We start from the raw sequence: 24,882 nt of genomic DNA, 5'->3' as shown, positions 1-24,882 counted from the left end.
CGGCTGGAGCCGATGAGGGATCACTGGTGGTGGCGGCCCGGGTGGCGGGTGGGCCGGTCGTTCTACACCTGGCACGTGACCTTCGCCGAGCAACCCGACGCGCAGCAGCTCGTCACCGACTACGCGCCTGTACTCGCCTCGCTTCCCCAACTCGACCCCGTTCCCATCCGATGGCTGCACCTCACCCTCCAAGGCATCGGCTTCACCGACGAGGTCGACCGCGACGACGTGGACCGCATCGTCCGGGCCGCGCACAAGCGATGCACCAACCTGGATCCGTTCGCCGTGACCATCGGCCCGGCCCACGTAGACCCCGAGACCGTCCAGATGCCCGCCCTGCCCTTGCAACCGCTGGCACAACTGCGCCTCACCATCCGGTCCGCCATCGGCGACGTGTGGGGCTCGGACAACGTCCCGGAACCGGAGGCCGGATTCCGGGCGCATGTCAGCCTCGGCTACTCCAACACGACCGGCCCCGCCGAACCGGTCGCCCAGGCCCTCCGTGCCCACGGTGAACACACCGCCCAGGTCATCGTGTCCTCGGTGTCACTCATCGATCTCAACCGCGACCACCGGAACTACGAGTGGAGCGACGTCGCATCGGTCGGACTCGGTCGCGCCTGAGCAACTGCACCACCATCCGCTCCGGCCCGAATCGCTCAATCGTCGTGGGTGACCGGCACCAACGCTCAGACGGTCGTCCGACTCACCCGAGGCCGCCGACAAGGCCAGGCCCCGGATGTGGTTCTGCCGCGAGCCAACGACAACAACCGCACCTGACCGTCCCCGGCATCTCCGCACGCGACCGGTCCTCACACACTGCAGGTGGACCGATCGCCGAAACAGGGGGCAAGTGTTCCTGCTATTCCAGTTGCCCCCGTTTGTGATCGCTGTCGACATCGTCGGAATAGCTAGTGTTCAGGCCATTGAGCAACGCATCGGAGCCAGGTCTACAACTCGAACACCGGAATGAGAGGCACTACCGTGCACGATCGCCGCGGACCGAACTTGGCGGATGACGCGCTCCCCCCGCCTTCCTCACTACGAACCTTGGCCGTCGAGTGCGCTCCCCGAGTGTTCGCCATCGGCTACGAGGACGGAGAACATGACGTCGTCGGCATCACAGCCTGGGGGCTCGCCTTCCCCGGCCAGACCCAGGCCGTTTCGACCGACGGCACCCACCAGGTCGTCACCGACGAGCCGGAACAGGCTGTGCGGCACTTCGCGGAAGACGGCGCGACCATGCACATGATCGAATTGCGGATCCGGTAGCCCCCGCGATCCGCCCCGGAACCGAAGGCGCAGGGAAGACCCACATGGCGTCCGGACCGGCGGAATCCTCCCGCGCATTGCTCCCAGCGAGTGATGCCACCACGAACCCCTCCGTCATCCGTGGATGGTGGGATGTCCCGGCGGACCGTCGCCCGTCGGTGCTCGCCGTCACCGACCCACAACTCGGCACGGTACGCCTCGAAACGCACCTGGCGAGAAGCGTGCTCGTCAGTCCGCGGTTGGCCGCGACGCCCACCCCGGTCGTGACCGTCTCAGGCGTCGGCCTGTACCTCTTCCTCGTCCGGCCACCGTTCCCGGACGGCACCGTCAAGGACGGGATGGCGGTGTACGAGGAAGGTCGTCCAACACCACTGCCTCCCTTGACTGTCGGCGACACGACTGTCCGATGGCTGATCTCACCCGATGACACCGCGGACACCATGCTCACCGCCCGAGAGTTCACGCACCTCGTAGAACACGCCCGGTAGGCCACGATCGCGCGGACCGCCCACAGGACGACCGTCGTGCCCACAAGACTAGTATAGGCGTATGGACTCTGAGGACCCGCCATTGTGGGACTACATCCAGAGGAACCTGGAGAACCGCGGGCTGACCACCGGAGACCTGGCGCGGAGGACCGGCATCCACCGAAGTCGGTTCACCATGTGGCGCCAGGGAGACTCGCTCTCGATCGAGAGCGCGAGGGCCATCGCCGGACTGTTCGACGTCAGCGTCGTGGAAGTCCTGGTGGCCGGCGGGATCCTCGACGCCGGTGAAACGTCGTTGCGACAACGATCCCCTGATCCCGGTCAGCTCTCCGACGAGGCGCTGGTCGCTGAACTGAGACGCCGTCTGAGCCGCACCCGCTGAAACGGCAGGTCAAGGAACTTCGCTCGCTCCCGATGCCCGGTGACGACGTCGCCGGGCATCGAACCGTCCGCAGTTCGCGGTCACCTCGGGGTTTTGTCGCAGTCGGTACGTGCGGCGGCAGACATCCGCTGTGATCAGGGCGGCGGTGAGGTGGCGTATCGGGCAGTACGGGATGGGCGGGGTCAGGTGTCGATGTCGCCGAGGTAGGGGACGCCTCCTGCGGCGGCCGTGGTGTCGGTGAGGCAGTGGCCGCCCAACGCCGCGCAGGACGTGAACTCGCGTCAGCCAGCGCGGTCGCCGACTCCAAGCAGACCCTGCGGTGCACGTACCTGTCCGGCGTGCCGCTCGTCGGTCTGATGCTCAACTCCCTGTTCTGTTGGTCCTGGGCCGACCCGATCGTCGCCCTGGCCATCGCCGCCGTAATGGACCAGGAAGGTCACGACGCCTGGCGCGGAAACCACTGCGGCCAACGTCCGACCCCGGCGGCCGTTGCATATGTGCGTCGGGGTGGGCGGCGCAACAACATCTCGAATGCTTCCGCACGCCAGTACCCACCGTGCACGAAGTGAACCTGCCTCCTCACCCTTTCGGTTGATACGCCGCCCGATCGAGCGTTCATCGAGGAGAAGTCCAGGTGCCTGGGAATCGTGCCGACCTATCCTCGACTTCCGGAGGCCGAGCCGGGACCAGGCGAGCCCGCGCCAGGGCCGCCTTGGGGTGGCGGGAGGAGTGGGTAGTCGTCTTGGAAGGAACGACGGATACAACGGAAGCGCGACCGGCCAGGCAGTCTGTCGGCGCTGTGTTGCACGAACTCCGGGAGGCGGCGGGGCTGTCGCTCCGGGTTGTCGCCGAGCGCACGCACTACAGCATGGGGCACATCAGCAACGTGGAGCACGGTACGAAGCCGGCCACGATCGACTTCGCGAAGGCATGTGACGCGGCGTTGGGGACGGGAACGCGGCTTCAGTCGCTGGTGGCCGAGCCCGTCGGGCGGGCCGGCCGACCGGCCGCGGCCCGGCCCGGTTCCTGCCGCCCGGCTTGGGTTCCTTGAGACCGAGCAACCGGCACGCGAAGCCGTGGTGGCGTTCCATCGCCCGCCGCAGCTCGCGCTCACCCTCCACCAGGCTGCGCGCGATGAACTGCCCGGCCGCACGCGGAGGCGCACCGGCCACCAGCCTGCGCAACGCGGCGTGCCGGACGGTCTCGGCGGCGCGCCACGCCTTGTTGTTCCGCAACACCCGCGCATGGGCGGCCTTGCGCTCCGGCGTCCACTCCTCCGCCTTGGCCACGGCGGGGTTGACGCTCCACGTCTCCACGTGGCCGTGAGCCGCCCAGTCCCGACAGATGTAGACCGCAGTCGCGGTGCCGGTGGCGTTGTTGGTCGTGATGTAGGCCGCGTGCCCCGGACACGACTCGTGCCCCGCGTCCTCACCGTCCAGCCGGACCTGGTCCTTGCGACTGCGGTACAACCGGTCCAACCGCGACGCACCGACCGGCGCGTAGTCGCCGACCACTTCCACACCGGCCTCACGCAACGTCCCGGCCAACTCCTCGCACGCGGCCCGTGACCGGTACGTCAGCCGCCACTCGGCCAACGCGTGGTCCAACCCGGCAGGGTCCGACTCCAGGGTCTCCGTCAGATCGCGGTAGGCGTCCTCGTCACCCTCGAACTCCGCCAGCTCGGCGGCCTGGAGAAGCGAGAGCTGCGGGTAGTCCCGTAGCGCCTCGGTGACCCTGCCGTTGCGCCGGGTCCGCAGACCGGCCTCCACCGTCCCCACGTCCACGCTCAACTCGTCCGCGACCTCGTCCGCGCTGAGCCCGAACAGCGTCAACTCCTCGAAAATCCGCGCCGCGTCAACGGTGTCGTAGCCGCTCCGGACCTCGTTGGCCAACCACTGGTCCCGCAACCACTGCCACCGCTGCTCGTCGTCGGACTCGGTGACGATCGCCGGCACCACCCGCTCGGCAACCGGCAACGAGGCCGCGATGACCGTCCGGCAATGCCCGTCCTGCACCCGGTACCGGCCCTCGCCGATCGGCCGGACGATCACCGGGACCCGGACACCGTGCCTGCGGACACTCGCACACAGATCCGGTTTCTCCACCTCGATGTCACCGATCGTGCGGGAGTTCCGATCCATCACCAACGTCTGCGGGTCCAACAATTCGAAACGCGTGTTGCTCCACAACTGGGCGGTCACGACAACATCCCTTCGGTAGGCCCGACCACCGGACACCTCACGCATCGAGCCCACCCCCAACCTGCCAGGAGTCGGGTTCGCCGCGATCCGGCGGATCCAAGCCCGCCCGAACACCGACCCCACCAGGTCGGGGAATTGGTGTTCGGGCGGGGCACGCCCGACCCGGGTGGCGGCGGGGTCGGTGTCCAACCGCACAAGCGGGGTGCCGGGTTCTGCCCGACCGAAGGGAGGACAAGCAGAACCCGGCACCCCGCCGCGGTTTGACACCGACCCCGACGTCGCCCACCATCACGAGCCCCGCCCGGACCCGATACCACGACACCGCAACCACTGCGCCCGCAACCTGCCATAACCGTCCGAAGTGGACAGAAACAAATTGTTGTCGTCACCTACCTGTTTCAGGAGCGGCTGGCGGAGTCCGACCTGACAGCCTCGGCGAACACATGCTGACACCGCCGCAAGACATCGGCCATGCCCCGACTCGCCTCCCGCGAGGTCTGAGCCGACAACCCGTCGAGCGACCGATACCACTCCACCCGGACACCACGCGCCTCCTCCACGAACTCGTGCGCCCGTACACGCGGAAGCACGACCGCCACCATGTCCAACTCCACCGACCGCGTCTCGACCAACCACCGCGCACGATCCGCCGCACCCGCAGGCTTGCCCTCGTTCACCGTGGCGAACCACAACTCCACCGCCTCGCGATCGGACAGACCGTCATGCCCGACACCGTCGAGCCGAAACACGACCGACTCCCACCGCCGACGCACAGACGCCGCCAACGCCGCCATCGCGGCATCCCGATCCACGTGCACACCCACCTGCACGTCCCTGCCATCGAAGAACACCAACACAGTCACAGACGTGGACACCACCATGACGAACTCCTGCCAAACGGACACGACGACTTCTCCTGACAGGAATCCACCCGCCATGCCCGCGTCGTGCCGGAGAAGGGGCGCGGACCGGCCGCCCGACGACCGCGAGCGGGTCACACCGCACGCCCTTCGCGGTTGACCCGTGACCGGACGTCGGGCAGCCTGACCGCGCCCTTCCCCGACACGGCCGTTCCCACGTGACAGCGTGCGTCCACACGGCGTCCCGGCTCGGCGACGCACCGTGCGCACGCACGCGGAACACCAGCCTACGTCGAACATGTGTTCGATCCAGGTGCTAGGTTGCCCTGCGTGGAACCGACATCACGGCAACCAGATGGCGCGCTGCGTCACAGGATCGACGGCACAAACACCCGGATCGCGGTCCTGCCCGGCACCTGCCGACAGCGCAAGCACCGCCTGGCCACCACCGGATACCGAGCGACCGTCCACAACGGCGTGGTCGAGGTCATCTGCACCGAGTGTTCCGCCGGCCCCGACCCCGACCTTCACTGGCGATTGAGCACCACCCACCCGGCGAGCACCCGCGCCGAACTCGACGACCAGCCCTACCAAGCACTTCTCACCCCGCCGACCACCCGATGACCCCTCAGAGCAGCACGCCAGCCTCCGGACATCAGGTGAGGGGAAGTCACGCCATTGCACCAGGCACCCACATGGCAGAGTCGACACAACACTCACTCGCCGGCACGCGTTCGATCACCTCTTCGACCGCCCGTGCCGGAAACACGGTCCTCGCCCGAATACGGCCAGCAGGAAACCGGCCTGTAGAGCGTCATCGGCGCCATGCGGAGCAACAAATCCGCCTCAGCCACGGTGCAGAAAGGCAAGTCCAGACACTCAACCTGGGCCGTGTTGGAGTCATTGACGCCGCCAGCGCGTGCCGGTCTCAGATTTCCACTGTGGACGCCACGGGTCTCGTGGTCAAAGTTCCGCCCTGCGACGGACACCACCGAACGGCATGCGAAAGAGCAAGAAACCATTACAGGTCGCCGTGCACCTGCCGGGGCCTCAGCCATTCCGCTTGCGCAACAACCGCGCGGGAACGAGTTGATCAAACAACTCCACCGTCACCGATCGCCCATCCGCATAGCAGGTCCGGTAGTTCACCACACCGACCCAGTCCCCCTCCACACTGCGGAACCACCCCGACAACACCCCGGCACCGATCCGGTCAGGCCCAACCCCTCCACGAACACCCTGCGCTCTGCGCCGAGCAATCTCGGAATCACCACACCGAGATCGACCCACACCGGCAACGACCGCGTGCCAGCCGTGCACACCGTCCCCGCTGTAGCGGGTACAGGGGCTCTCCAACACCATCCGTCAGACCTCCAGCGCTTCAGGATGGTGATCGTCTGCCCGACCAGCGTGGCGGTTGCGATCCTCGCTGGAAGCGAGCTTCCACCGCTGCGCCCGCTGGCCTGACCCGCTCGATCGGGTGGAGCCGGGTTGCGATCCTCACTGGAAGCGGGCTTCCAGCGCTGCACGCGCTGCTGGGCGAGCTGGTGGCGGCTGTGCGAGGGCTGTTGCGATCCTCGCTGGAAGCGAGCTTCCAGCGCTGCTTCACCGGGGCTCATCAGAACGGCGGGGTCTCGGAGTTGCGATCCTCACTGGAAGCGGGCTTCCAGCGCTGCCCGAGATCGCATGGCGGCTTAGCGATTACCCGCCGTTGCGATCCTCGCTGGAAGCGGGCTTCCAGCGCTGCGTGGACGCCGGGCTGCGCCTGGTCGGCTGCCGGTTGGTTGCGATCCTCGCTGGAAGCGGGCTTCCAGCGCTGCTGTTCTCGCGCGTCTGGCCGGACGCAACCCCACGGTTGCGATCCTCGCTGGAAGCGGGCTTCCAGCGCTGCGTCCAGACCCTCCGGGGCCTCCTGCCAGTCCATCAAGTTGCGATCCTCGCTGGAAGCGGGCTTCCAGCGCTGCGGCAGGGGGCCGGCCGTCCAGGTCGGCGTGACCGGGTTGCGATCCTCGCTGGAAGCGGGCTTCCAGCGCTGCGTGCGCTGGTAGACCGTGGCGGTGTCGCCAGCGCGTTGCGATCCTCGCTGGAAGCGGGCTTCCAGCGCTGCGCGGCCACGTGTTCGAGTTGGTCGACTGGAGCGTGTTGCGATCCTCGCTGGAAGCGGGCTTCCAGCGCTGCTCCGACCGGGACGCCTACACCTGAACCCTCAGGGGTTGTTGCGATCCTCGCTGGAAGCGGGCTTCCAGCGCTGCCCAGCCCGACCCGCCAGATCGCGTTGTTCGCCCGACCGTTGCGATCCTCGCTGGAAGCGGGCTTCCAGCGCTGCCGGCACACCGCCTACGACAGCACCCGGCCTGGGAGGTTGCGATCCTCGCTGGAAGCGGGCTTCCAGCGCTGCGGACTGTGCCCGGCCTCGACCAGCCGCAGCACCAGGTTGCGATCCTCGCTGGAAGCGGGCTTCCAGCGCTGCGGCCGCCGAGCGCCAAGCCGACCAGCAGTACCAACTGTTGCGATCCTCGCTGGAAGCGGGCTTCCAGCGCTGCCGCCGGCCGGCGGCGGGTCTCGGAGCGGGCCAGGGCGTTGCGATCCTCGCTGGAAGCGGGCTTCCAGCGCTGCCGACCGGATCGCCTCCGCCACCGCGCGCCTGGCCGTTGCGATCCTCGCTGGAAGCGGGCTTCCAGCGCTGCGGACGGCCGCGAGACCTGCGGCCCACTGGGCAGCCCGTTGCGATCCTCGCTGGAAGCGGGCTTCCAGCGCTGCGTTCCCCTACGCCACGGCGGGCACGTCGCGTAGGGGTTGCGATCCTCGCTGGAAGCGGGCTTCCAGCGCTGCCCGCCGACTCCGGGATGGACCCCCACCGGTACCTGGTTGCGATCCTCGCTGGAAGCGGGCTTCCAGCGCTGCGGCGAACGAGGCGTCGCCGTTGAAGACGGCCCCCTGGTTGCGATCCTCGCTGGAAGCGGGCTTCCAGCGCTGCCCCCGGAGAGCAGTTCGTCGTTGTGGCGGCTGCGGCGTTGCGATCCTCGCTGGAAGCGGGCTTCCAGCGCTGCCGTTCCAGGACCCGGCGGTCGCCGTCCTCGACCAGGTTGCGATCCTCGCTGGAAGCGGGCTTCCAGCGCTGCCGATCAAGGGCCTGTACGACGCGGTCAAGGGTCTGGCGTTGCGATCCTCGCTGGAAGCGGGCTTCCAGCGCTGCTGGACGTGGTCCGACAGCTCACCAAAGAGGCCCCGGTTGCGATCCTCGCTGGAAGCGGGCTTCCAGCGCTGCCCTGCATGAGCAGGATAAAGGCCCCGATGGAGCACGCAATCCTGCCCATTGTCCCGAGAAGTGGGATGACGCGCCGACATCAACTTCGGAACCTATAGGCGTGTCGTGTCACGCTTGGGGTTCCGAACCACACCACCGCAGTTCCGGAACACTACGTTTCACAGATCGCGTTGCCCGACGCGCTTGTTCATGCGGATGTCGAGGGTTCCGCCGAGCGCGGACGCATTGCGAGGTGAGGGTCTCAGTAGTGCTCGGAGGGTTGCCAGTCGAGGCCGGCCGGCCGGAGTCCGGTGGTGGCGAGTTCGTGCAGTGCCTGCCGCCACCGGTCCAGGGACAGTGCCGCGTCGCGGGGGAACTCGGTGAGGGTGGCCTTGTCGATGTACAGCGGCGGCGCGTCGTCGGGTGCCGGCGCGTCCGTTGTGCGGGTCACCCAGACACCGCCGTCGGGGCCGAGTCCGACGAGGTCCGGGGTGTCGGGAGGCAGCATGTCGCGGGGGCCCGCGAACAGGATCGCGCCGATGCCGGCCCGCCGGTCCATGTCGATCTTGACGATGTGGTCGGGCAGGTCGTGCGGGCCAGTGAGCGGCCGGTCCGGCAGGACGATGCTGGGCGGGTTGGGGTGCCTACGCTCCAGCAGCCGGGTGAGCAGTTCGTCGAGTTCGGTGTCGGTGCGCACCACGACGGGCGAGGTCTCTCCTGTCGTGGCGTTGAAGGACACTTCGAGGGGATGACGGCTCATCGGGCCTTCCCGTGGAATCGGTGCGTCTGCCGGGGATCGTGCACGGTCAGCGTCTGTCCCGGCCGTAGGCGGAGCGGGATCATGGCCTGACACGATAACCGGCCGGTGCAGAGTTCGTTGTTCACCACGACCGTCGCCGCGGCGCACCCGCTGTCGCGCAGCCGCCAGGCGGCTATGACCTCGACGTGCTGCGACACCGCCGGCACTCCGCCGAACCGGCCGACGCCCTGGTCGAGCAGATGGTCCGCGATCCGCTTGTCCTCGCCGTCGGACTCACGGCCACTCTGGACCAGTTCGCGGTGCCCGTCCTCGTCCACCACCCAGCCGCTGGTGATGTACGCGGGCAGATCCTGTCGCTGCCCGCCCGACCACCCACGGTCGAGCGCGGACTCCACGCCGCCCCGCGACGAGACGACGGCGTTCAGCCGCGCCTCGTACTGGAGCACCAAGGCGACCGCCCTGTTGACGACCGAGATCAACTCGTCGATACGGGACGAGACCTCGCGCAACGTCCCGACCGTCGCGGCCGAGTCGGCTTCCAGCCCGTATGCGCCGTCAAGCGCCCGCTCCAGAAGGCCGGCGGCATCCTCGACGAGGGTTCTCGCGGCCTCGTAGGCATCGACCGACTCCGCCGCCTTGTCGAGCGCGGCACGGATCACCCCGGTGAGATCGGGGCACAAACCCGACGCGCGACCACGGTCTCGTCCGAACAAACCTGCGGGCGGCATGGATGCCGTACCACCCTCGGGCTGCTCCGTCCGTGGACTACGACGTGGATACCCCCTCGCGCCGAGACCTGACGCCGCAACACAGATGGCCCGCCGGTGCGCTGTTCAGACCAGCGGGTGGATTCCAGCATGCCGTGGTGTCGTGCGCGTTCGACGCCGCTGCCGCCATGTGGTTTGGGCGGGGTGCCCCGGCGAGCCGGCCTGTTGCCCTTTGCTGTTGGCGATGTACCTGGCTGAGCGGCCAACGAGATGTTCGTGATCGTCTGGACGTGTCGTTCCAGGGAGACGTACTCAGAGTCAAGCCGCCCCGCGCCGTCTTCTACGAAATGCCGGGTTTGTTCACCGCATTTCTGATCGGCGAAACGCCGTGGGGCTGCTGGCGACCGCTGCGCTGCGGCAGGGCGTCATCCGTCACCTGCTTGGTGTCCCGTTACAGCGAGACGACCCGTCGGAACGCATCCGGCTTCCCGACGTGCTGCTCTCGCGGGAGCTGTGGTCTGTTGCGACGGGCCAATCCACGCATTGTGCTCACAGCCGGCCGCCGATGCGGTAGCGGTCATCGGTGAACTGGCACGGCAGGTGAACGCGGCACCCACACGGTGCTCCTCGACAGTCGGACGTCACAGGTGACCGGCACCATCGACTCAGGGACGGGCGATCGGCGAGGTCTCGGCCTTCAGGCTGATGCTGCCTCCGGCATGGCGACTCGGATGGACCTCGGTTGCCTTGTGAGCCGACTGGAACTCGAAGAGGTAGAGGCCGCCGTGGCCGCCGACGGCGATGCTCTCGCCGTCTGGCAACCATGTGCAGCTGAACGCTTCCTCCTCCATCCTCATGGTGGCCTGCCAGGTCGAGGTCTCCAGATCCCAGACCGATACCGTCCGGTCCGGAGACGTCGTCGCCAGCCAGTGGCCGTCCGGGGAGATCGCGAGATCCTTGATCGGGAAGGCATGCCCTTCAAGTTCCACCTGTCTCACGCCATCTTCCGAGTTCCAGACCTCCACGGAACCGGCGTGGGTGGTGATGGCGAGCGTCGTGGAATCCGCGGACACCGCAACTCGCACAGCCCGGCTCCGTGTCACGAATTGAGCCACCTTCGTACCGGTATGTGGGCTCCAGATCTCGACATGGCGATCGCTGAGTACCACGGCAAGCCACCGACCGTCGGGCGCTGAGACCATCTCGACCAGCCGGCCCTTGTTGCAGGGGATCTCGACGAGGAGTTCGCCCGAATCCAAGGCTTTGACTTCGATGGTCTGGGTGGAGTTCGCTGCAGCGAACCACGAGCCTTCTGGCGACACCTCCAACGCGTAGACCGACTCGGCGAGCTTCCGCTTCTGCTTGCCAGTCCCCGTGTCCCAGGTCCGGACGACCTCTCCGCTGTCGAGCGTGACAAGCACCGCACCGTCCGAGGTAGCCCCGAGAGCCCACAAGCTGCGGCGCAAGCCGGTGAGTTCGGTCCGCATGGTCCCGGTGACCGAATCCCAGATCCGAACCTGGTGTCCGAGTTCGGCGTCGATGTCGACCGCGGCCAGCCACGCTCCATCGGGAGATGCCGTCATCAGTCGGATGGAGTCCGCACGTCCGGAAAGGCGAAAACGCTCCGTCGCCCGATCGACGTCCCAGACTCTCACCGCGTGATCGCTGACGTGGTCGTCGTGGCCGACGGTCGCCAACCACGACCCGTTCGGTGCTGTGGCGATCGAGCGGACGGGAACACTGCGGTCCACAGAGGGCACGCGCTCGACCTGGTCGCCCACGTTCCACATGCGGATCGAGTTGTCCGCGCAGGACACCGCCATCCAGTTGCCGTGTGGCGACACCACCATGGTGTCCATGGGGCCGACACGATCGGTCGAGCTGAGCCGTTCGTTGCCGGTATCGACGTCGAGGAGCCTCAAGCTGTTGTCGCGACAGGTGATGGCGACCCATGACCCGTCCGGCCCCGCGACCATGGACCTCGCCCGTGTCGGCAGGTTGACGACCTGGCGGACGGTTCCGTCGATCACATCCCAGATCCGGACGGAACTGTCGGTTCCGGCGGTCGCGATCCACTTGCCGTCGGGCGCGGCCACCACCTCCCACACCTGGCCCGTGTGGCCGGTGAACTTGGTGCGGAGCGAGGCTGTCTCGATGTCCCAGAGCCAGACCTCGCCCGTGCGCCCGACCGTCGCCAACCGCTCACCACCGGCCACGGTGATTCCCCACAGGGGTCCGGGGTGCCCGGCCAACACGGCGCGTTCGGTGCCGGTGGTGGTGTCCCAGATGGAGACTGTGTCGCCGAACCCCATCGTGGCGATCCACGTTCCGTCGGGTGAGGTGACCACCGATGTCACCCTGACGGAGCCGCAGTCGATCGCCAGGCGCTCGGCGGCGGTGGCGACGTCCCAGATTCGGAGGATGTTGTCGGTGGCGATGGTGGCAATCCAGGTTCCGTCCGGTCCGGCGATGATCTGCCGCGCGCGCTTGGGCAGAGTCCAGCTCTCACCGCCGGTCGCGTAGTCGATCACCGACACCATGCCGTCCGCTCCGGCCGATCTGTCCGAGGCTTCGCTGATGACCGCGAGCCAGGTGCTGCCGGGTGCCGTGGCCATCGCCGTCGCGGCCAGGTGGAAGCGCGCTCGCTCGGCGCCCGTGTCCACGTTCCAGACCCGCACCGTGGTGTCGTATCCACTGGTGATGGCGGAGGCTCCGTCCGCGGTCACCAACATGGCCCGGACCCGGTCCGTGTGTCCTTTGAGGGTGCGGCGCAGCGCCGGCATGGGCAGGTCCGGCAGGCTCCACCGGTTCACCAGCCCGGCCTTGGTCCTGGTTTGTTCGAGTGCCAGAGCCTGCATCCCCCAGTGGGGATCGTGGGCGACCCGGCTGTGCAACACGTCGATCAGGCTGTGTTCGGGCCGAGTCGGCATCAGCAGGTGCGCCGTCTTGCCGAGGAGTTCGCGCAGACGGGCACACCGTGACGTGCCCACCAACGCGAGGTCGGCGTAGGGCGCTCCCGGTCCGGACTGCATCAGCCGAGCACCGACCCATCGCAGATCGGACGCGAGCCCGTCAGCCTCGTCGACCAGTTCCGCAGCCAAGAGGTGCTCGACGAGGTGCTCCCAAAGATACCGCCGCGAGTGGTCCATTTCCCACCAGGCGACGACTGTCGCCCGGCCTCCGGCCTCCGCGTCCGCGTCCGCGTTCAAGCTCGCGACACGTCGAAGATCCGTGGCGAGTTCTCGCACGAAGATCCGGTGCAGGCCGACAAGCACCTCGTGGCCCAGTTCCTCGATCAGGAAGTCCCGCACGACGTCGTGCATGCTCACCGCCCCGGTGTGCGGTGCGGCCGTGACGGTCAACAGTCCCAGGTCGTCGAGACGTGCCAGCAGCGCGCGGGTCTCCAACAGCGTCAGACTGCCGCTCGCGGACCACAACCTGCCGACCAACTCGACAGGCACCGTCTCGTCCTCGGCGAAGACCGCCAACTCGGCGAATCGCAACCGCTCCGATGGAGCCAGCAGGCCGGTGCCCGCCTCGATGGTGCACGCGACGGCCCGCTGGCGCTGGAAGGGATCGTTGACATCGAGCTGCTGGGCGGACGCGCCGGTCAGGTCGTCGATGCGCAACGCACCCGAACGCCGCAACAACGCAAGCAGGTCCTTCGCGCACCGGGCGAGGTTCGTATGAGACTTCGCCTGATCGACGAGCACCTTGTTGACCAGCCTCAGCAGCAGCGGCCAACGCCCCGTTTCGGCGAGGAGTTCGGCGACCACTCTGGAAGGCAGCGGAGCCAGCCCTGCCGTGAGCAGGCGGCGAGCCTGCTCCGCGGTGACCTGGTCCACCCGCACCGGGATCGAGTCGCCCGCCACCAGCGAGGGGATCCGGGTGGTGACCAGGCGGGCGCAATTGGTTCCCGAGACCGGGAACGCGACCTCCTGCTCGGGGTACCAGACGTCGTCGAGGATCAACAGTCGAGCGGGACCCGCGGCCAGCAGTGCGGCCAGGTGCTCGCTCGCCTGCCGAGGATCGGTGAACGATCTCGGGCTGTCCGGCTCGATCCGCGTGATGAGGTCGTTGATGCGCTCGGCGATCAACGCGGGCGACCGGACGTCCCGCCCCAGCGTGACCCAGTACACCCGGCCGCCGAACCGACGCAGGACCCTGCGGTCGGCTCGGACGATCTTGGCGACGGTCGTCTTTCCGAACCCGCCGGCACCGTGAACGGCCGTCGTGATTCCGACGGTGCCTCCCGCGCGACTGTCCAAAGCCGTCAAGACCTGACCGACCTCGACGGGCCGATCAACCACCCAGGACTCGGGACGCTGGTCCACCGGCACGAGCGCGTTCCACTGGGCCTCCGCCCGTTGGTTCATCCACCACGCCAGCACGCTTGTCAGGGCGACAGCCGCCGTCGCGGCGGCCGTCCACCACAACGGGTGAGACTCCACCATCGGCAACCACGGGCTGGAACCACCGGTCGCGACGTTCACCGTCACCGCCACCGCGGTAGCCGTGATCGCCACAGCCAGGGCGACCGCAACCAATCGTCCGACCAACCACCAACGACGCGTCACCCTCACATCCCTCGCGGAAGATGAACGGACAGTGCCACAACCCACTAGCTCGATTCGGCTGTTCCATCGCCCACCGACATAACCACTGGCGACCCGGCGATTCGGTAGGTGATGCACCTTATCCACATTCCACGTTCGCATGGCAACTCCACCCCTTGATCGGCGGCAAGTGCGGAACCCGCCCTCCGAACCCTGACCGCTCAACGCGCGGAGCCCACCTTTCGGCGCAAGGGGGTATCTACTGCCAGAACAAGTCGGATCGATCTTCGAGTCAACGGTCCGGACCGCCGGTCATCGACGACATAAGCCCAGCACCCGACCCTCGGAGTGGCATATTCGAATCGGATCGAACCGGTCAACTCATGCGGATCGCCGACACCTCGGAGCACAGCGCGACTTGAATGTGGACGACGATCGAGATCGATACCGACCCGGCGGCGACGGGAACACGTCGGAACCCGTCGCCGCGCGTCACTCCCGAGAGGAACGACCGGGCTCCGCCCGCACGACGCCGGATTTCGACACGTCGAGGCCGGACCCCGGTCTCCGTGACACGACAGGCGGCACGGTCCGCCTACACGCGTTCGCCGATGCCCATCCGGAGTTGGGTTTCCTGGGCCCGTTCGGCGGCGGCACTGGCTCCGTAGTGGCGGGGCATGTCCTCCGAGGCCCAGCCGAGCAGGAGCATGAGGTCGCCGGTGTCGCCGCCGGCGCGTTTCCACTCGTGGGCGTAATTGTGGCGCCAGCGGTGGGCATGGACGCCGGTCAGGCCGGCGGCCAGGCCGCGGCGTTTGAGCATGATCTTGATGCCGTTGGGGGCCAGGCGGCGGATGCCGCGTTCGGCGAGCCACAGGTCCGGGAGGTCGGCGGCTTTGTGTTTGGCGCGGGCCCGGAGATAGCGGGACAGGGCGCGGGCGGTTTTCGGGCCGAAACGGACCCGGCGGTCCTTGTCGCCTTTGCCGCGGTAGCGGATCGACTTGGTGTCCAGGTCGAGGTCTGCGAGGGTGAGGTTGCCGACTTCGGACAGACGGGCGCCGGTGTTGTAGTAGAGGCGGATCAGGGCCTCGTCGCGCAGGGCGACGAAGTCCTTGCCTTTGCAGGTGCCGAGGACCTTTTTCGTGTCGTCGTCGCGGATGACCGGGATGAGTTTCTTCGTGGTCTTCGGCTGTTTGACGCGGTCCATCGGGGAGCGGTCGATGTCCTCCTCGTCGTCGCGGAGCCACCGGAAGAACTGCTGCAACCCCTTGTGCTTGTTCAGGGCGGTCGCTCCGGAGCGGGTCTCGATCATCCACGCCTGGAAGTGCTCGACGTGGGCGCGGGAGACCTCGCACGGGTCCTCGGCCGCGTCGTCGGACTCCGGGTCCGGCGAATGCTCCCCGAGATAGCGGGCGAGCTGGGCCGCCGCGAGGAGGTAGTTGTAGCGGGTGGTCTCCGGGTGACCGGCCGAACGCAACGTCCGGTCCCAGTCGCGGAGGTAGCCCGACCAGGTCTTCGACAGGTCGGCGGTGATCTTGTCCAGGTCCAGCAGGGGCATGACGGAAACTCCCCGAGTCAAGGTGTCGCTGAGCGGCGTGCTTGACCCGTCCGAACATCCCAAGATCACAAAAAGAGGGCCTCCGCAGTATCTGACCTGCGAAGACCCTCTTGGCCGTCGGGACGACAGGATTTGAACCTGCGACCCCTTGACCCCCAGGACGTCGAGGTAGTCGTTTTTACAGGTCAGAGGCCATGTATTGATCATGTATGAAGTTCGTCGACCAGCGTGTCGTTCGCTTCCGTGCACACCGTGTGGTCCCCGCGTGGTCCCCAGCGACCAGCACTTTTCTAGCAGCGGCCACATGACAACCCGTCAAGTAGCGCATCGGCGACCGGGCCGACGGCGTCGACTCCTTATCGCGGTGTCTAGTGGGCACCGGGGTCGTACCTGGGAAAGCTGCGTTGCCGCATGAAAGGCAATCGCGAATGCGGCTCGACTCCGCTGTGGGCGACGGGCGGGCGGAAAGGTCGTCGTACAGGCGGGTGCACTGAAGACTGGGGCGAGGTGGACCGGGCTAAGGAAGACAGGCGCGAGTTCGACCCGGGGAGCGGGGACGTGGGCGGGGTGGACCGATACCGAAACCGGCGGACTACTAACGATCTGCGGTCGGGGCCGTCGCGGCGGGCGACTGGTGTGGGCGGTGATGAGGTTCTGCATGTGGTAGCGGCCCCACAGTGCGAGCTGGTCCGTGTTGGTGTTCCTGGTCCGGGTCATTTGAACCCCTCGCCTTCCGCCTGTCGACATCGGTTCCGGTGGTCCGAGCGGGCTTTTCGCCCCCCGTCCCTCGGCCCTTGCCGCAGTTAGCGCCGGGTCGTCGGTGTCAAGGGTGGCCGTAGGCCATCGCGCAGCGACGCGTAGCGCCCTTGATGCCGGCGGCCCGGTGTTAAAGGATCCTGGGCCTCCTGGGGACGAGCCCGCGTTCGCTGCGCATGTGGGGCTGGGGAGTGACGGCCCGGCGGTAGTCGAGTGGCGGATAGTGTTGCGGTGTCGACCAAGGTTTTCGGCACCGGAGTGAACCGAATGAAAACGGGAAGTTGGTGGCGTAAAGCCCCTGGTCGGGAAGTGTCTTCCCCGCACGCGCGGGGGTGCTCCAACGTGTTCGCCGTGCCCGAGGACTGCTCGTGGGGTTTTCCCCGCACGCGCGGGGGTGGTCCGCCGCCCATGATCGTTTTGCCTGCCGGGATCAGGTCTTCCCCGCACGCGCGGGGGTGGTCCCATCATCACCGGCAAGGGTGTCCAAGCCTTACAGCCTTCCCCGCACGCGCGGGGGTCCGATGGGCAGGGTGACCGGCTCGTCGTGGGCCTGGTGCTCGTTGCCGATCGGGCTTTCCGGGGCCTGGTGGCGGTCGTGGTTGGCCGTTGTCGGCGGCTCGCTGACCCGGCCACGTGCACCGGCTCCGTGCCCGGCCGCTGGGCGGAGCGAAGCGGGAGCCCGGCGTGCCGGTGTGCGGGGAGTCGGTGCAACGGTGGGCGGTGTCAGCGGGAGGTGCCGCACAGCGAGCCGCCGGCGGCGGCTCGCCTTGATCCCATAGAGCCAAGTTCGGCAGCTATCCCTGGCAGATGGCGTCGTGCAGGTCTTCGATCCGGGATGTGACGGCGTCGGCGTGCTCGGCGGTGAACAGATCACCTTTGCCTGACTTGTTGGCGTAGCCGACAAACCGGGTCCCGGCGGAGCGGGCGGCGTGGAGGTCGGTGATCGAGTCGCCAACCAGGGTCGCCACCGCGGCGGGGAGGTCGAGGGCGTGAACGGCCTCGGTGACCAGGTGCTTGTTGGGCTTGAGCAATGCGGGGTCTGCGGTGGTGCGGGCGGAGATCAGGTCCAGGTGGTCCGCCAGACCATGCAGGTGCAGGTAGGCGCGGACGGCGGCGGCGGAGTTGTTGCTGACGATCGCCAAAGGTCTGTCGGTGGCGTGCCAACGGCGGATGAGGTCGTGTGCGCCTGGGGTCGGGGTGGCGGACCGGATGGCTTCGAGTTCGTGCGCACGCAACGCGGCTTCGACGTGGTCCGCCTCGTCGGGGGCGAGATTGGCCGAGTAGTGGAGGACGTCGAAGGGGTCGTCGGTCTTGTCGACCTCGGGGGGCAGGTCGGCGTGTCCGCCATCGCGCAAGATGTCGCGGAGTTGGCTGGCGACGGTGTCGGCGGGGAGACCGGCGAAGACCGAGCAAACCGGGCCGTCGAAGTCGAGCAGCAGGGCCTTGGTGTCCGCGAGGAGGTGCCGCAGGTCGTCCGGCTCGGACAGCCGACCGGTCACCGCTGGTACTCCGTCGCGATGGTGTTCCAGAGGCTGTCGAACCAGGTGCGGGCTTGGTCGACGTATTGGCTGCCGGTGCTGGTGTCGTCGTCGGTGGTGCTGTGGTGGAAGAGGATGGCGTCTTTGCCCATGAGGTCGTAGATGGCCTGGGGTTGGCCACCGAGGGAGAGGACGTGTTCGCGGACGGGGTAGAAGCCGAAGAAGGCTTCGTTGTTGTTGATGAGGTAGAGCTTGAAGAGTGGGGCGGCGGGGTGGACTCGGACCTCGGCGGTGGCGTCCTTGACCAGGCCGAGTGCGCCGAGTTCCTCGACGTTGTCGAGGATGGCGAGGGTGTGGCGGCGCATGATCTCGGCTGCGCGTTCGCGGAAGGCGGGGCTGTCGGCCCGGTCTTCGACGGTGCAGGGGACCGTCCACGGGACGGTGGGGTCGGGGACCAGGATGCGGACGTGGAGTGCCTGCGGGGTGAGGCGTCCGATGCGGATCTTGTCCAGCGGTTCCTGTAGGACGCCGTGGAGGGTTTCGCCGGAGAAGCCGGCGAAGTCGATCGTGACGTGGTCCTGCTCGAAGGCCCGTTCGATGTGAGGGCGCAGGCCGATGGGGCGTTCGGTGCGTTCTCTGACGAAGACGCCGCTCCCCTGCCTGGACACGATCAGGCCCTCGTCGCGCAGCTCGCGCAGAGCGTTCTGCACGGTCATGGGGGCCACGTCGTACTTCTTGGCCAGCTCGGCGCGCGAGGGCAGCTTGTCGCCGGCCTTGAAGACCTTGGTGAGGATGGCGGCCCGAAGCGCGTTCGCCACCTGCACGTACGGCGGTCGCGGGTCGTCGGGGTCCAGTGCCATCGCTGCTCTCGCTTCCCTCGGTCGCGCACAGATCTGTACGCAGGTTCCTCGTGTTGCCCAGGGTAGGCGACTTGTCTAGCTCGCCTAGGGAGCTAGTTCACCTGCGGAAACGTCGTGACGAAGCCTGGCCGCTTGACTTGTCTAGCCAGGCTGGCTTACTTTGTGAGTTGTCTAGCTCGTACAGGCGGGCTAGCCAGGTGATGGAGGTGGCCAGGCATGGCGGTTCCGTACGGGACTCGGTTCGACGCAGCGTTTGACCAGGTGTTTCCCATGGGGGCGCTGATGGTCGGGGAGGTAGCGCCGGACATGGAGTACATGAGCGCGGAGGACAAGGGGCGGGGCAAGCAGGCCAAGCAGCGGGTGGACGAGCGGACTGGGAAGCGTCAGTGGAAGGTCGTGGTGACCGACCCGTCCGCCGAGAAGGAGCGCGACGCGTCGGTGACGGTGGTCGTGCTGGCGGACGTGCAGCCGGTGCCGCCGCAGGCCGTGCAGGTGATGCCCGGTGTCGAGGTGCGGCCGGTGGCGTTCGAGGGGCTTTCGGTGGAGCCGCGCGTCATGGGGGATCGGTACAAGTACCAGGGGTTCACGGTTCGGGCTACGGGGATCGTGTCGCCGCAGAGTGGTTCTGCGGCTCCTCGGCGGTCGGGCGAGAAGCCCTCGCAGAGTGAGCAGAAGGCGGCGTGACCGGGGCGCGGCCGTCGCGTGAGGCGGTCGCCCGTTGGAATCTCGCGTACGCGGAGCAGACCGAAGCCATGTTCGCCGCGTCCACCGTGGACGAGTCGGCGGCGGTGCTTCGGTTGGCCGCTGGTTACGCGGCGGTGGCGGTGGCGTGGCGGATCCTGGCCGCTGATCTGGCGGTGCCCTTGTGGGCTCGTCACGCCTGTTCCGTCGCTGCGGAGGAGTTCGAGCGGCGGGCACGGATGGAGCTGCGCCGCGTGGAACCTGCCGAGCCGGGTGAGGGCACGGGATGAACAAGGCACAAGGCGCGAAGGCCGATCTGTGGGCGGCGGCGATGGCTGCGGAGACGTTGGGGCAGGCGCACGGGGCGGTGGGGAAGTTGGTGCCGGCGCCGGACGCCGCGCCGGCCGAGTGGAAGGCGTTCTACGAGCACAGCGTGAAGGTCTACGAGCGGATCGCGGAGGTGGATCGGGCGCACCACCACGAAGCCCTCTACTGGATCTCGCGGGAGCGTGCCAACGGTGACCGGATCGAACTGACGGGCGGGCACCGGTCCTCTGCGGACGGCATGGGGAAGCGGGGTGGCCGTGGTGGAGGGGAAGGGGCGGCGTAGGCGGTCGTTGCGCCAGGTGGTCCGGACGGGGTTGCCGTTGGAGAGCCTGCACCGGGCGGGCTACTCGGGTCGGGCGTGTGCGGCCGTGGTCGACGTGTTGCTCGCGCGGTCGGGTGGCGACTCGTCGTTCCGGGAGCTGCGGGTGGAGTCGGGGTTGAGCCACTCGTTGGTGCGGATGGTCTGCCGGGACCTGGAAGCGTTGGGGCACTTGACGATCCAGCTCGTCGGCCCTGATGACGAGTCGTCGTGGTCCCGGTTCTTCTACCGGTTGACGCCGGACGGGGTGGCGCTGTGGGCCGGGCGTCGGAAGAAGGCCGGCGGCTCGTTGTTGCTGCCCGTTCGGGAACCCACGATCGCGTTGGCCAGGGTGATGGGTGCCCGGTTGGACGCCGGACAGCGGGGGCGAAGTCACCCGGTGGGTTACGCGTTCTCGACGTTGGAGCGTGTGGTCGGGGTGATGGTCGACGGCGCGGATTGGGAGTGGCGACTCTCCGAACTCGCGCGCACGACCGGCTACGCCATCGCGGGCGTGAGCCTGGTCTGCCGGGACCTGGTGGCGGCCGGGCACGCGGAACGCCAGGCGGAGCTGCGTCGGGACGGGCAGCCGAGGTGGTGCCGGTACCGGCTCACGGCGGAAGCGGTCGACGTGTGGACCGGGTGGTTCGAGGACAACGACTGATAGGGCGACGGGGCGGGTGCTGGGTGGTGCCCGCCCTTTGTCGTCGGCACAACTGAAGACGATCACTGACCTGTTGGTGGGGTCGCGGGAAACAGTCCGAGTCTTGGCGGGCTGAGGCTGTTCCCCGACGACACACCGACCGGGTTTCTCGCGCGCTTTTGTTGACACACAAGGGGTTCCGGTCATGTCAAGGGTAGTGGCTGCGGGGGTCCGCTCGTCAAGTCGACCCCGTTCGGACGTGTGGAAGTTGCCCAACGGGCGGCGGTGTTCACGGTGCAAGCGGTTCGGGGTGTTCGCGCCGAACCAGCTCGCCTGTTGCGGCTGCCTGGGGTGGTTGTCGCTGATCTTCGCGCCGATGGGTGGTGCGCGATGAACGGCGGGAAGTGGGTTGATCCGGCTCCGTTCGAGGGTGTTCGTCCTCGGGTGCCGTGGTGGGTTTTGGTGCCTGGCAAGGCGAAGTGGCTGGCTGCGTTGGTGGCGTTGGGGTGGCTGCTGGTGGTCGGTGTCGTGCGCCTGGTGCTCGTCGCCGTTCGGTATCCGGTGGCGGTGTGGGTGCCGTGTCTGGCGGCCTGGTGCTCGTTGCGGTTCGGGGTCTCGCCGGTGGTGTTGGGGCTGTTGTCGGTGGTGGCGGGGCTGACGATCTGGGCCGGGTTGGGGCGGGAGTCGTTCCTGCGGCACTGCTGGTTCCGGGTGTTGACCGAGTGGCGGCGGGCGACGGTGTACGTGCCCCGGTGGCGGTCGGTGATGCGGCTCGCGGAGTTGGCGAAGCGGGATCGCGGGCGTGAGTACCGGCCTCGGCTGCGTCGGGTGCGGTCCGAGGGGTGGCGGGATCGGGTCCGGGTGCGGATGGTGCCCGCCCAGTCGCCGGAGGCGTGGGAGTTGCGGCGGGAGGGGTTGGCGCATTCGTTCGGGGCTCGGTCGTGTCGGGTTCGGGTGTTGAAGCCGCGGTTGCTTGAGCTGGATTTCGTGCACTCGGATCCGTTGGTGCGGCCGTTGCCGGTGCCCGTGTTGGACGGTGTGGATGTCGACCTCAGGCGGGTGGTGGTCGGGCGGACGGAGACCGGCAAGCCGTGGCGGTTGCGGTTGCTCGGGTCTCAGGTGCTGGTGGTCGGGGTGCCTGGGGCGGGTAAGGGGTCGGTGTTGTGGTCGTTGGTGTGGCAGCTCGCGCCAGCGGTCCGGGCCGGGCTCGTGCGCCTGGTGGGCATCGACCCGAAGGGCGGTATGGAGCTGGGGCAGTGTCCGGACGCGTTCGACCGGTTGGTGTTCGGCAACGGCGCTGACGTGGTCGAGCTGTTGGAGGAAGTGGCGGCCGAGGTCAAGGAGCGGGCTTCGCGGTACCGGGGGATCCGGCGGTTGTGGGCTCGGGATTCCGGGGAGCCGTTGACGGTCCTGGTAGTGGACGAGTTGGCGGACGTCATCGCCTACCAGCCGGACAAGCAGCTCCGGGAGCGGGCGGCTCGGGCTGTCCAGACGATCGCCTCGCAGGGTCGGGCACCGGGGTACGTGCTGCTGGGGCTGGTGCAGGACCCGCGTAAGGAAGTCGTCTCGTTCCGGCACCTGTTCACGACTCGGGTCGCGCTGCGGCTGGACGAGCCGCAACAGGTCGACATGGTCCTTGGGGACGGTGTTCGTCAGCGGGGTGCAGCGGCGCACGAGATCGGCGAGAGCACGCCCGGCGTCGCCTGGGTCAAACAGGACGGGCAACGGGAGCCGGAGCGGGCTCGGGCCTTCCACGTCACCGACGCCGATCTTGCGGTGCTGCGGGACTACTTCCAGCCGGCAGAGGTGCGGACGTTCCCGACACAGCCCGGTGGCGCTGAGGGGGTGGCGGCGTGAACTGGCTAGCGCAGTCGCCGCTCGTTCTCTCGGGATGGGCGAACGTGCTTGATGGCGCTCTCCTCGCAGGCACCGAATCGGGCGAAGTTCGCTCGGGCCTCGGTGAGGGTGATGCGGTGGTTCGGAGGCGAGGGCCGGTCGGCGTTGTGGTCGTCCTGCCCGTCGTCCTCCCAGAAGCAGATGGCGCAGATCTCCCAGCCGTGCCGCTCGCCCAGGGTCGGGTAGCCGCAACACGGGCAGGCAATGAAGCCCGTGTCGGGGTCGGACACGGCGTAGTTCGGCGGCAGTTCGGACACGACGCACATGGTCACACAGGGAGCCGGACAGAGGTGGCGGCATGAACGGCACTCGGGCGGAACGGATGCGTCAGCCCATGGCGCTCGACGTGGCCAAGGCTGCGGCCGAACAGCACGGGGTGTGCGTGCGGCCGTTCACGATGGAGGTGGAGGACCGGGAGGCGTTCGAGGTCCGGTACGTGGCGGTGCCGTGCGGGTCGACGGTCGAGAGCGTCTGTGCGCCGTGTGCGCGCAAGGCCAAGGCGTTGCGGATGGCGCAGTGCCGTGAGGGCTGGCACCTCACCGAGGAACCCGACTTCACCCCGGACCCGCCGTCGACGGACCAGAAGGAGCTGCTGACGTTCCGGGCGGATCTGGTCAAGGCATACCGCGACGCGGTCGGATTGGGGGCTGCCGGCGACGCGGACGAGCTGCGTGAAGAGATCCACGGGGTGGACGAAGAACTTCGGCAACTCGGCGTCCGGGGCCGGCTCCCTTCCCCGGACGTGCCCGGCAAGCGGCCGGTGAAACGGTCCACCAGGCGGCGGCAGGATGCGCCGGAGTTGCCTCGGCGGCGGGTGGAGAAGCGCACGGTGGGGCGGGAGTACGCGGGCGGCTACCGGCCCTCGATGTTCGTCACGCTCACCCTGGACAGCTACGGGCGCGTCCGCGACGACGGCACCCCGGTCGACCCGGACTCCTACGACTATCGGCGGGCGGCTCGGGACGCGGTGCACTTCGCGTCCCTGGTCGACCGGTGGTGGCAGAACCTCCGGCGGGTCGCAGGCTGGGAGGTCCAGTACTTCGCCACCGTCGAACCGCAGCGGCGGGCCGCGCCACACCTGCACGCGGCATTCCGCGGCTCGGTCCCGCACGACACCATCCGGCTGGTCACGGCGGCCACCTACCACCAGGTGTGGTGGCCCAACCACGACCACCGCGTCTACGACACTGGCCGGCTGCCGGTGTGGGACGCGGACCGGGCGGTGTTCGTGGACCCGGACACCCGGCGTCCGTTGACCGCGTGGGATGACGCGGTGTCCGCCGCCGACGAGCCGGCGCACGTGGTCCGGTTCGGGCGGCAGGTCCACTCCAAGGGCATCCTCGGCGGCACCGAAGAAGCCGGACGCCACATCGGCTACCTCACCAAGTACCTGACCAAGTCCATCGGCGAAGTCGTCTCCCAGACCACCGAACGGCAGCGCCGGCACGCGGACCGCCTGGCGGACGAGCTGGCCGTGACCCCGTGCTCGGACCGGTGCGCGGTCTGGCTGCTCTACGGCGTTCAACCACGCGCCGCCGGCTCCCGCACCATCCCCGGCCACTGCAAAGGACGGGCACACCGCCGCACCACATTGGGGCTGCCCGGCCGGCGGGTCCTGGTGTCACGGAGGTGGTCAGGCAAGACGCTCGCCGACCACCGCGCCGACCGGAAGCGGTTCGTCCTGGAAGCGCTCAAGGCCGTGGGGATCGACAAGCCCGAACACGACACCTCGCACCTGTCCTGGCACAGGGTCAAGCCAGGTGACCCGAACGTGCCGCCACGGGCGCACCTGCTCATGCACGCCATCGCCCAACGCGTCACGTGGAAGGCCGAGTACGACCGGGCCTTGCTGGCGGGAGGCAGTCTGCCGCCCGAAATTTCGGCAACTCCATCCGCAGCGGCCTGACCAGGGGGA

General features: G+C 68.2%; 19 protein-coding genes, 2 pseudogenes and 1 CRISPR repeat array. Of the genes and pseudogenes, 12 read left to right on the top strand and 9 right to left on the bottom strand.

The features are described 5' to 3' along the window. Window positions 1-75 precede the first annotated feature (75 nt). From AC0HI0_RS45890 to AC0HI0_RS45865, 6 genes and pseudogenes are all read left to right on the top strand, one after another. The gene (locus tag AC0HI0_RS45890) at window positions 76-624 is read left to right on the top strand and encodes a 2'-5' RNA ligase family protein (protein WP_480929727.1); all 549 of its coding nucleotides are present in this window, start codon (window positions 76-78) and stop codon (window positions 622-624) included. A 450-nt stretch (window positions 625-1,074) separates the two neighbouring features. Further along, the gene (locus AC0HI0_RS45885) at window positions 1,075-1,272 is read left to right on the top strand and encodes a hypothetical protein (RefSeq protein ID WP_480929726.1); all 198 of its coding nucleotides are present in this window, start codon (window positions 1,075-1,077) and stop codon (window positions 1,270-1,272) included. 158 nt (window positions 1,273-1,430) lie between these two features. Then, on the top strand, window positions 1,431-1,760 hold the full coding sequence (locus AC0HI0_RS45880) for a hypothetical protein (protein WP_480929725.1): 330 nt from the start codon (window positions 1,431-1,433) through the stop codon (window positions 1,758-1,760). Window positions 1,761-1,821: 61 nt separating this feature from the next. Continuing rightward, window positions 1,822-2,142, top strand: a complete 321-nt coding sequence (locus tag AC0HI0_RS45875) for a helix-turn-helix domain-containing protein (protein WP_480929724.1) — start codon at window positions 1,822-1,824, stop codon at window positions 2,140-2,142. Window positions 2,143-2,393: 251 nt separating this feature from the next. Next, window positions 2,394-2,606, top strand: a pseudogene (locus tag AC0HI0_RS45870) (cobalt transporter); the annotation flags it as partial. A 170-nt stretch (window positions 2,607-2,776) separates the two neighbouring features. Then, window positions 2,777-3,040, top strand: a pseudogene (locus AC0HI0_RS45865) (helix-turn-helix domain-containing protein); the annotation flags it as partial. Here the strand turns inward: AC0HI0_RS45865 and AC0HI0_RS45860 are convergent. The 8 genes from AC0HI0_RS45860 to AC0HI0_RS45825 all read right to left on the bottom strand — a co-directional run bounded on the left by AC0HI0_RS45860 (window position 3,021) and on the right by AC0HI0_RS45825 (window position 19,122). Further along, complete coding sequence (locus AC0HI0_RS45860; protein WP_480934542.1) at window positions 3,021-4,283, bottom strand: ParB/RepB/Spo0J family partition protein; 1,263 nt, start codon at window positions 4,281-4,283, stop codon at window positions 3,021-3,023. The pseudogene AC0HI0_RS45865 and the gene AC0HI0_RS45860 sit on opposite strands and share 20 nt — an antisense overlap. A 458-nt stretch (window positions 4,284-4,741) precedes the next feature. After that, window positions 4,742-5,248, bottom strand: coding sequence for a hypothetical protein (locus tag AC0HI0_RS45855; RefSeq protein ID WP_480929723.1), 507 nt, complete (start codon window positions 5,246-5,248; stop codon window positions 4,742-4,744). A 1,371-nt stretch (window positions 5,249-6,619) separates the two neighbouring features. Next, window positions 6,620-8,471: a CRISPR direct-repeat array (repeat unit 37 nt; unit sequence GTTGCGATCCTCGCTGGAAGCGGGCTTCCAGCGCTGC). Window positions 8,472-8,712: 241 nt separating this feature from the next. Further along, window positions 8,713-9,210: an Imm1 family immunity protein gene (locus AC0HI0_RS45850; RefSeq protein ID WP_480929722.1), complete on the bottom strand. Its 498-nt coding sequence runs from the start codon at window positions 9,208-9,210 to the stop codon at window positions 8,713-8,715. Then, window positions 9,207-9,869, bottom strand: a complete 663-nt coding sequence (locus AC0HI0_RS45845; protein WP_480929721.1) for a DddA-like double-stranded DNA deaminase toxin — start codon at window positions 9,867-9,869, stop codon at window positions 9,207-9,209. The genes AC0HI0_RS45850 and AC0HI0_RS45845 overlap by 4 nt, the downstream gene beginning before the upstream one ends. A 713-nt stretch (window positions 9,870-10,582) precedes the next feature. Beyond that, the gene (locus AC0HI0_RS45840; RefSeq protein ID WP_480929720.1) at window positions 10,583-14,494 is read right to left on the bottom strand and encodes an NB-ARC domain-containing protein; all 3,912 of its coding nucleotides are present in this window, start codon (window positions 14,492-14,494) and stop codon (window positions 10,583-10,585) included. Window positions 14,495-15,068: 574 nt separating this feature from the next. Further along, window positions 15,069-16,028: a tyrosine-type recombinase/integrase gene (locus tag AC0HI0_RS45835; RefSeq protein WP_480929719.1), complete on the bottom strand. Its 960-nt coding sequence runs from the start codon at window positions 16,026-16,028 to the stop codon at window positions 15,069-15,071. 1,550 nt (window positions 16,029-17,578) lie between these two features. Then, window positions 17,579-18,283, bottom strand: coding sequence for an HAD family hydrolase (locus AC0HI0_RS45830; RefSeq protein WP_480929718.1), 705 nt, complete (start codon window positions 18,281-18,283; stop codon window positions 17,579-17,581). Next, entirely contained in the window at window positions 18,280-19,122 is an 843-nt protein-coding gene (locus AC0HI0_RS45825; RefSeq protein ID WP_480929717.1) for a GntR family transcriptional regulator, read from the bottom strand. The genes AC0HI0_RS45830 and AC0HI0_RS45825 overlap by 4 nt, the downstream gene beginning before the upstream one ends. A 216-nt stretch (window positions 19,123-19,338) precedes the next feature. Here AC0HI0_RS45825 and AC0HI0_RS45820 point away from each other — a divergent pair, with 216 nt between their 5' ends. The 5 genes from AC0HI0_RS45820 to AC0HI0_RS45800 all read left to right on the top strand — a co-directional run bounded on the left by AC0HI0_RS45820 (window position 19,339) and on the right by AC0HI0_RS45800 (window position 22,928). Continuing rightward, window positions 19,339-19,806, top strand: coding sequence for a hypothetical protein (locus AC0HI0_RS45820; RefSeq protein ID WP_480929716.1), 468 nt, complete (start codon window positions 19,339-19,341; stop codon window positions 19,804-19,806). After that, window positions 19,803-20,093, top strand: a complete 291-nt coding sequence (locus tag AC0HI0_RS45815; RefSeq protein WP_480929715.1) for a hypothetical protein — start codon at window positions 19,803-19,805, stop codon at window positions 20,091-20,093. The genes AC0HI0_RS45820 and AC0HI0_RS45815 overlap by 4 nt, the downstream gene beginning before the upstream one ends. Further along, window positions 20,090-20,413 carry an AMED_5909 family protein gene (locus tag AC0HI0_RS45810; protein WP_480929714.1) on the top strand — a complete coding sequence of 108 codons (324 nt, stop codon included), beginning with the start codon at window positions 20,090-20,092 and terminating at the stop codon, window positions 20,411-20,413. Before AC0HI0_RS45815 ends, AC0HI0_RS45810 begins: the two co-directional genes overlap by 4 nt. Beyond that, a complete protein-coding gene (locus AC0HI0_RS45805; RefSeq protein ID WP_480929713.1) occupies window positions 20,382-21,092 on the top strand; it encodes a hypothetical protein in 711 nt (236 codons plus the stop codon). Before AC0HI0_RS45810 ends, AC0HI0_RS45805 begins: the two co-directional genes overlap by 32 nt. A 369-nt stretch (window positions 21,093-21,461) precedes the next feature. Beyond that, complete coding sequence (locus tag AC0HI0_RS45800) at window positions 21,462-22,928, top strand: FtsK/SpoIIIE domain-containing protein (protein WP_480929712.1); 1,467 nt, start codon at window positions 21,462-21,464, stop codon at window positions 22,926-22,928. A gap of 5 nt (window positions 22,929-22,933) precedes the next feature. Here the strand turns inward: AC0HI0_RS45800 and AC0HI0_RS45795 are convergent, their stop codons facing one another. Further along, a complete protein-coding gene (locus AC0HI0_RS45795; RefSeq protein WP_480929711.1) occupies window positions 22,934-23,224 on the bottom strand; it encodes a CPCC family cysteine-rich protein in 291 nt (96 codons plus the stop codon). Window positions 23,225-23,265: 41 nt separating this feature from the next. Between AC0HI0_RS45795 and AC0HI0_RS45790 the strand changes: the two genes are divergently transcribed. Further along, a complete protein-coding gene (locus AC0HI0_RS45790) occupies window positions 23,266-24,873 on the top strand; it encodes a replication initiator (RefSeq protein ID WP_480929710.1) in 1,608 nt (535 codons plus the stop codon). Window positions 24,874-24,882 lie beyond the last annotated feature (9 nt).

Source organism: Saccharothrix sp. NBAS 001, assembly GCF_056640475.1.
This window is presented reverse-complemented; position numbering and strand designations above follow the sequence as displayed.

Coding starts and splice junctions, on each gene's coding strand:
- AC0HI0_RS45835 (WP_480929719.1), bottom strand. CDS start 16,028: ATGCCCCTGCTGGACCTGGACAAGATCACCGCCGACCTGTCGAAGACC.
- AC0HI0_RS45810 (WP_480929714.1), top strand. CDS start 20,090: ATGAACAAGGCACAAGGCGCGAAGGCCGATCTGTGGGCGGCGGCGATG.
- AC0HI0_RS45820 (WP_480929716.1), top strand. CDS start 19,339: ATGGCGGTTCCGTACGGGACTCGGTTCGACGCAGCGTTTGACCAGGTG.
- AC0HI0_RS45790 (WP_480929710.1), top strand. CDS start 23,266: ATGAACGGCACTCGGGCGGAACGGATGCGTCAGCCCATGGCGCTCGAC.
- AC0HI0_RS45800 (WP_480929712.1), top strand. CDS start 21,462: ATGAACGGCGGGAAGTGGGTTGATCCGGCTCCGTTCGAGGGTGTTCGT.
- AC0HI0_RS45825 (WP_480929717.1), bottom strand. CDS start 19,122: ATGGCACTGGACCCCGACGACCCGCGACCGCCGTACGTGCAGGTGGCG.
- AC0HI0_RS45860 (WP_480934542.1), bottom strand. CDS start 4,283: ATGGATCGGAACTCCCGCACGATCGGTGACATCGAGGTGGAGAAACCG.
- AC0HI0_RS45850 (WP_480929722.1), bottom strand. CDS start 9,210: ATGAGCCGTCATCCCCTCGAAGTGTCCTTCAACGCCACGACAGGAGAG.
- AC0HI0_RS45875 (WP_480929724.1), top strand. CDS start 1,822: ATGGACTCTGAGGACCCGCCATTGTGGGACTACATCCAGAGGAACCTG.